The sequence below is a fragment of the Paraburkholderia sp. UCT2 genome (assembly GCF_014397665.1).
Classification (GTDB): Bacteria; Pseudomonadota; Gammaproteobacteria; order Burkholderiales; family Burkholderiaceae; genus Paraburkholderia; species Paraburkholderia tuberum.
The window spans coordinates 1-421 of sequence record NZ_VZQO01000168.1 but is presented as its reverse complement, the minus strand read 5'-3'; the positions used below and the strand labels follow the sequence as shown (position 1 = coordinate 421).

General features: G+C 61.0%; 1 protein-coding gene. It reads left to right on the top strand.

Annotated elements, in window-relative coordinates; translation table 11 throughout:
- Positions 1-66: 66 nt before the first annotated feature.
- The coding region (locus tag F6X39_RS37775; protein WP_222945426.1) for a DUF3331 domain-containing protein at positions 67-421 on the top strand (355 nt) is incomplete at its 3' end.

Below are 421 nucleotides of genomic sequence, written 5' to 3'. Positions count from 1 at the left end.
ACGGCTTCGTGCAGCCAAAGATACGGCTGAGCTGAACGCCACCTCACTTTTGACGGGAGTACTGCCATGGATCAATGCGTGACGGCCGACACTGCATGGCAGCGCGCAGTGGGCCAACTCGATTGGGAATGCGCGCAACAATTGGCGGCTCGGGTCAGGCATATAGTCGATTCGCGTGGATCGAGCAGTCTGCCGGTCAAGAATGGCGACGTTGGGATCGCGCTGCTCGATCGACCCAGTCCACGAACAGCCACCGTCTCGTGGAGCGACCCTCGAGGTTGCAAGTACGGCGAGCAGCTTTGGCGCCTTGCTACAGCGAAACGATCGGGTATATGCGCTTTGAGCGGACAAGGCATCGCCGCAGGCGATGTAATCTACCGCCCCGCAAAGGTCGAGCCGCCTCCCGCAAACGCGGCTGCCA